The organism is Devosia sp. (genome assembly GCF_034675085.1).
Lineage (GTDB): Bacteria > Pseudomonadota > Alphaproteobacteria > Rhizobiales > Devosiaceae > Devosia.
This window is the reverse complement of sequence record NZ_JAUCDN010000250.1, coordinates 1-4,865: the sequence shown is the minus strand read 5'-3', so window position 1 is coordinate 4,865 and position 4,865 is coordinate 1. Positions and strand designations below refer to the sequence as shown.

Below are 4,865 nucleotides of genomic sequence, written 5' to 3'. Positions count from 1 at the left end.
GCTTGTGCTGGCCAGCGCGAATTCGGCCTTTTCTAGCGCCGCCTGCGCCGTGCGCACATTGGGGTTGTCCGCGTCCACCGCGCCCGCCACCACGCGCAGCCGCTCCACCTCGGCTTCCGCCGCCTGCACATTGAGCATGGACGAGCGCTGGCCGGCCTCAGCCTGGCTCAGCTTGGCGGGCGCGATCAGCTCTTTTTCATGCAATTGCCGGGCGCGGGCCAGATCGTCCTCGGCGGTTTCCAGCGCCAGCCGCGCCTGTTCCAGCTTGGCCTCGGCGGCGGGGATGGCGGCAAAGCTCGATCCCACCGAATTGAGCACCTGCGCCAATTGCGCCCGGGCCTGCTCCACATCCATGGCATAGGGCGTATCGTCGATGCGGAACAGAACCTGCCCCGCGCGCACCTCTGCATTGTCGGAGATCGCCACCTGGGTGACCGGGCCGCCGACGCGCGCCGAAATCTGCGTCACATCGGCGATCACCGAGGCGCCGCCGGCAAAGGGGGCATGATGATCCGAAAGTGGATACCAGGCGATGCACAGCCCCAGAATGCCCACAAGCAGCAGCGCAATACGTCCCGCCTTCCTGCGGGAGGCGTTGGGGGCGGCAGTCCCGGCCTTTTCCTCTGCCATGGACTCGTTTGCCGCAACCGGCTGGGGCGCGGGTGCGGCTTCCAGCGCGATGACGGCATCTTTTTCGGCGTCGAAAGCATCTTCCGCCGTGTCCACCACTGCCCTGATCTGTGCCATATTCTATCTCCCGGCTGCGATTGCCGGGTTGATCTAAGCGATCGCTGTTCGCTTTGCAATAAAGATACTATGTTGCAAAGCTAATTTTAGGCGTGAGGGCCATGGCGCAGGACGAAAAAACCGGGCTGGACGATATTATCCGCGAGCTTTCCGCCGAGATCAGTCATGTCTACCGCCTCGCCGCCGAACAGGCCGGGCTCAACCTGACCGACCTGATGAGCCTCTATTTCATCAAGGGGGAGGAGGGCGGCGCCACGCCCAAACTGCTCGCCGCCCATCTGGGCCTCACCAGCGGGGCCACCACCATTTTGCTCAACCGGCTGGAAGCGCGCGGTTTCGTGCGGCGGCAGCCTCATCCCACCGACCGGCGCGGCGTCCTGCTGGCGCTGGGGCCGGAGGCGAACCGGCAGGAATTTCTCAATCTGCGCCAGCGCCTCCTGGCGCTCAATGCCGGCATCATCGCCGAACTGTCCGCCGAGGAGGCCAATGTGGTGCGCCGCTTCATGTCCCGCATGCTCGCCAATACCCGCGATTCGCTGCGCGGCTTCCGGCTGGAACAAACCGGCGCCACCCCCCGCGACAAATCCCCCTCGTGACAGGCAGGCGTTTTCTCCCTTGCGGAACTGCGCTAGGCTTCGGCCATGAAGCCGCCCGCGCCCTTTTTGCCGATCCTTGCCCTAGGGGCCCTTTGCCCTGGCGGCCCTGACATTTCCCGGGAGCCTGTAACTTGAGTGCAACCCTGAGTGCCGGTGCCGCGCGGCCCGCTGTCCTGTCGAGGCGCTGAACAATGGTTTTTCTTCCCCAGGAGGTCATCGCCAGAAAGCGCGATGGGCAGGCCCTTTCCGCCGAGGAGATTTCGCGCTTCATCGCCGGTTTTGCCGCCGGCACCGTCTCCCCGGCCCAGGCCGCAGCCTTCGCCATGGCGGTCTATTTCCGCGACATGGGCATGGATGAGCGCGTGGCGCTGACCCTGGCCATGCGCGACAGCGGCGAAGTGCTCGACTGGTCCGATCTCGACGGGCCGGTGGCCGACAAGCATTCCACCGGCGGGGTAGGGGACAATGTCTCGCTCATGCTCGCCCCCATCCTCGCCGCCATCGGCATTTACGTGCCGATGATTTCCGGGCGCGGCCTGGGCCACACCGGCGGCACGCTCGACAAGTTCGATGCCATTCCCGGCTACCAGACCAGCCCCGACAATGCCCTGTTCCGCCGCGCCGTGCGCGAGGCCGGCTGCGCCATTATCGGCCAGACCGCAGATCTGGCGCCTGCCGACAAGGCGCTTTACGCCATCCGCGACGTCACCGCGACGGTCGAATCCATTCCCCTCATCACTGCCTCCATCCTCTCCAAGAAGCTGGCCGCCGGGCTCGGCGCGCTGGTGCTTGACGTCAAGACCGGGTCCGGTGCCTTCATGCCCACGCTGGAGCAATCCACGGCGCTGGCCGCAAGCCTGGTCGCGGTCGCCAATGGCGCTGGCCTGAGGACCACGGCGCTCATCACCGACATGAACCAGCCTTTGGCCAGTGCCGCCGGCAATGGCCTCGAAATGCGCAACGCCGTCGATTTCCTCACCGGCGCCCATCAGGATGCGCGGCTGCGCGAGGTGACGCTCGCCCTGTGCGCCGAGCTTGCCCTCATGGCCGGCCGTGCCGACACCCCGGAGGCCGCGCGCCATGCGGTGGACGCCGCCCTCGATTCCGGCCGTGCCACCGAGCATTTTTCAAGAATGGTCGCGGCGCTGGGCGGCCCGGCCGATTTTGTGCCCCATATGGACCGCTACCTCGCCCCCGCGCCGATCGTCCGCGATGTTTTTGCCCGCGAGGCCGGCTATGTCGGCCAGATCGATGCGCGCGGCGTCGGCATGGCCGTTGTCGCCCTGGGCGGCGGCCGCGCCACCCCCACCGACAGCATCGACCACCGCGTCGGCTTCGACCGGCTCGCCGGGCTTGGCGCGCGGCTCGATCCGTCCACGCCCATCGCCCGCCTTCACGCCGCCGACGAGGCCAGCGCCGCCGACGCCGAGGCCCGCCTCAGGGCTGCCTATCGCATCGGTGAGCGCGCCCCCGAATTTCCCCTGATCGCCGGCCGCATCACGCCCAAGGAGTAAGCCCATGCCTCGCGCCATTTTGTGCATTCTCGACAGCGTCGGCATTGGCGGCGCGCCCGACGCCGCCGATTATGGCGATGCGGGCGCCGATACCATCGGCCACATCGCCCAATGGGCCGCCGCCGGCAAGGCCGACCGGCCCGGCCTGCGCGCCGGCCCGCTGCATCTGCCCAATCTGGATGCCATGGGCCTGGGCGCCGCTGCGCTGCTGTCCACCGGCACGCTGCCGCCCGGTCTGTCCGCCACGCCCAAAGGTGGCCGCTTCGGTGTCGGCCGCGAAGTCTCGAAAGGAAAGGACACCCCCTCCGGTCATTGGGAGATCGCCGGCGTCCCGGTGCCCTTCGACTGGGGTTATTTCCCTCATGCCATTCCGGCTTTCCCCGACGAGCTTGTGGCCGCCCTGGTCGAAAAGGCGGGGCTCCCGGGCATTCTGGGCAATCGCCATGCCTCGGGCACCGAGATCATCGCCGAGTTGGGCGAGGAGCATATAAGCACCGGCAAGCCCATCTGCTACACCTCCGTCGACAGCGTCTTCCAGATCGCCGCGCACGAAACCCATTTCGGTCTCGACCGGCTCTATCGCGTCTGCGAGATCGCCTTTGAATTGACCGCCCCGCTGCGGATCGGCCGCGTCATCGCCCGGCCTTTCCTCGGCGAGGATGCGCACAGCTTCAAGCGCACCGGCAATCGCCGCGACTTTGCCATTTCGCCGCCCGAGCCGACCTTGCTCGACCGCAACCAGGCCGCCGGCCACCAGGTTTTCGCCATCGGCAAGATTTCCGACATCTATGCCGGCTCCGGCGTCACCCATAAGATCAAGGGCACCGGCATTCCCCAGCTGTTCGACAAGACGCTGGACGCCATGGAAATGGCGGGCGACGGCGCGCTCGTCATGACCAATTTCGTCGATTTCGACAGTGAATACGGCCATCGCCGTGACGTGCCCGGCTATGCGGCGGCGCTGGAACTGTTCGATGCGCGCCTGCCCGAGATGATTTCAAAACTGCGCCACGACGATCTTTTGGTGCTCACCGCCGATCACGGCAACGATCCGACCTGGCCGGGCACCGACCACACGCGCGAACAGACCCCGATCCTGGTTTTTTCCCCAACCCTGCCGCCGGGGGAGATTGGCATTCGCCCCAGCTTCACCGATATTGGCGAAACCATTGCCGCCTGGCTGGGGCTCGCCCCCGGCCGCCACGGCAAGTCTTTCCTCTAGTCAATATGCAGGGTGATCCGATGAGCAAACTCGTGGGCAATGTAACGGTCATCGATCATCCGCTGATCCAGCACAAGCTGACCATCATGCGCAACAAGGAGACCTCCATTGCCGGCTTCCGGCGGCTCCTGCGCGAAATCGCCCATCTCATGTGCTATGAGGTGACGCGCGATCTGGAGTTGGAGCTGATCGACATCGAGACCCCGATGTCGCCGATGAAATCGCCCGCCATCAAGGGCAAGAAGCTGGTTTTCGCCTCCATCCTGCGCGCCGGCAATGGCCTGCTCGATGGCATGCTCGATCTCGTCCCCGCCGCCCGCGTCGCCCATATCGGGCTTTACCGCGACCATGAGACGCTCGAGCCGGTCGAATATTACTTCAAGGCTCCCTCCAGCCTGGAAGATCGTCTCATCATCGTTGTCGATCCCATGCTGGCCACCGCCAATTCGGCTACCGCCGCCATCGACAAGCTCAAGGAGCGCGGCGCCAACGATATCCGCTTCCTCTGCCTGCTCGCCGCGCCCGAGGGCATCAAGCGCTTCACCGAAGCCCATCCCGACGTGCCGGTCTTCACTGCCGCCATCGACAGCCATCTCAACGAAAAAGGCTATATCGTCCCCGGCCTCGGCGACGCCGGCGACCGCATGTACGGCACGAAGTGATGGCCCTCACGCGCTGATCGCGCTCCGGGCGGGGCGCGCCACGCGCGGGGTCCTCGCGGCGCTCGGCCAAGGGGGCATCCACCAGGCCCCACCTCTCCCGGTGGGGGAGAGGTCGGCGCGCCGC

5 protein-coding genes are annotated in these 4,865 nt (G+C 66.3%); 4 read left to right on the top strand and 1 reads right to left on the bottom strand.

Annotated features, from left to right (window positions below; translation table 11 throughout):
- A partial coding sequence (locus tag VDP82_RS13915; protein ID WP_323015448.1) for an HlyD family secretion protein occupies positions 1-747 on the bottom strand: 747 nt, incomplete at its 3' end.
- Positions 748-848: 101 nt separating this feature from the next.
- Between VDP82_RS13915 and VDP82_RS13910 the strand changes: the two genes are divergently transcribed.
- From VDP82_RS13910 to upp, 4 genes are all read left to right on the top strand, one after another.
- Positions 849-1,343, top strand: coding sequence for a MarR family winged helix-turn-helix transcriptional regulator (locus tag VDP82_RS13910; protein WP_323015447.1), 495 nt, complete (start codon positions 849-851; stop codon positions 1,341-1,343).
- A 191-nt stretch (positions 1,344-1,534) separates the two neighbouring features.
- On the top strand, positions 1,535-2,857 hold the full coding sequence (gene deoA, locus VDP82_RS13905) for a thymidine phosphorylase (RefSeq protein ID WP_323015446.1): 1,323 nt from the start codon (positions 1,535-1,537) through the stop codon (positions 2,855-2,857).
- A gap of 4 nt (positions 2,858-2,861) precedes the next feature.
- The gene (locus VDP82_RS13900; protein WP_323015445.1) at positions 2,862-4,079 is read left to right on the top strand and encodes a phosphopentomutase; all 1,218 of its coding nucleotides are present in this window, start codon (positions 2,862-2,864) and stop codon (positions 4,077-4,079) included.
- A gap of 20 nt (positions 4,080-4,099) precedes the next feature.
- Positions 4,100-4,741, top strand: a complete 642-nt coding sequence (gene upp, locus VDP82_RS13895) for a uracil phosphoribosyltransferase (protein WP_323015444.1) — start codon at positions 4,100-4,102, stop codon at positions 4,739-4,741.
- The last annotated feature ends 124 nt before the right edge of the window (positions 4,742-4,865 follow it).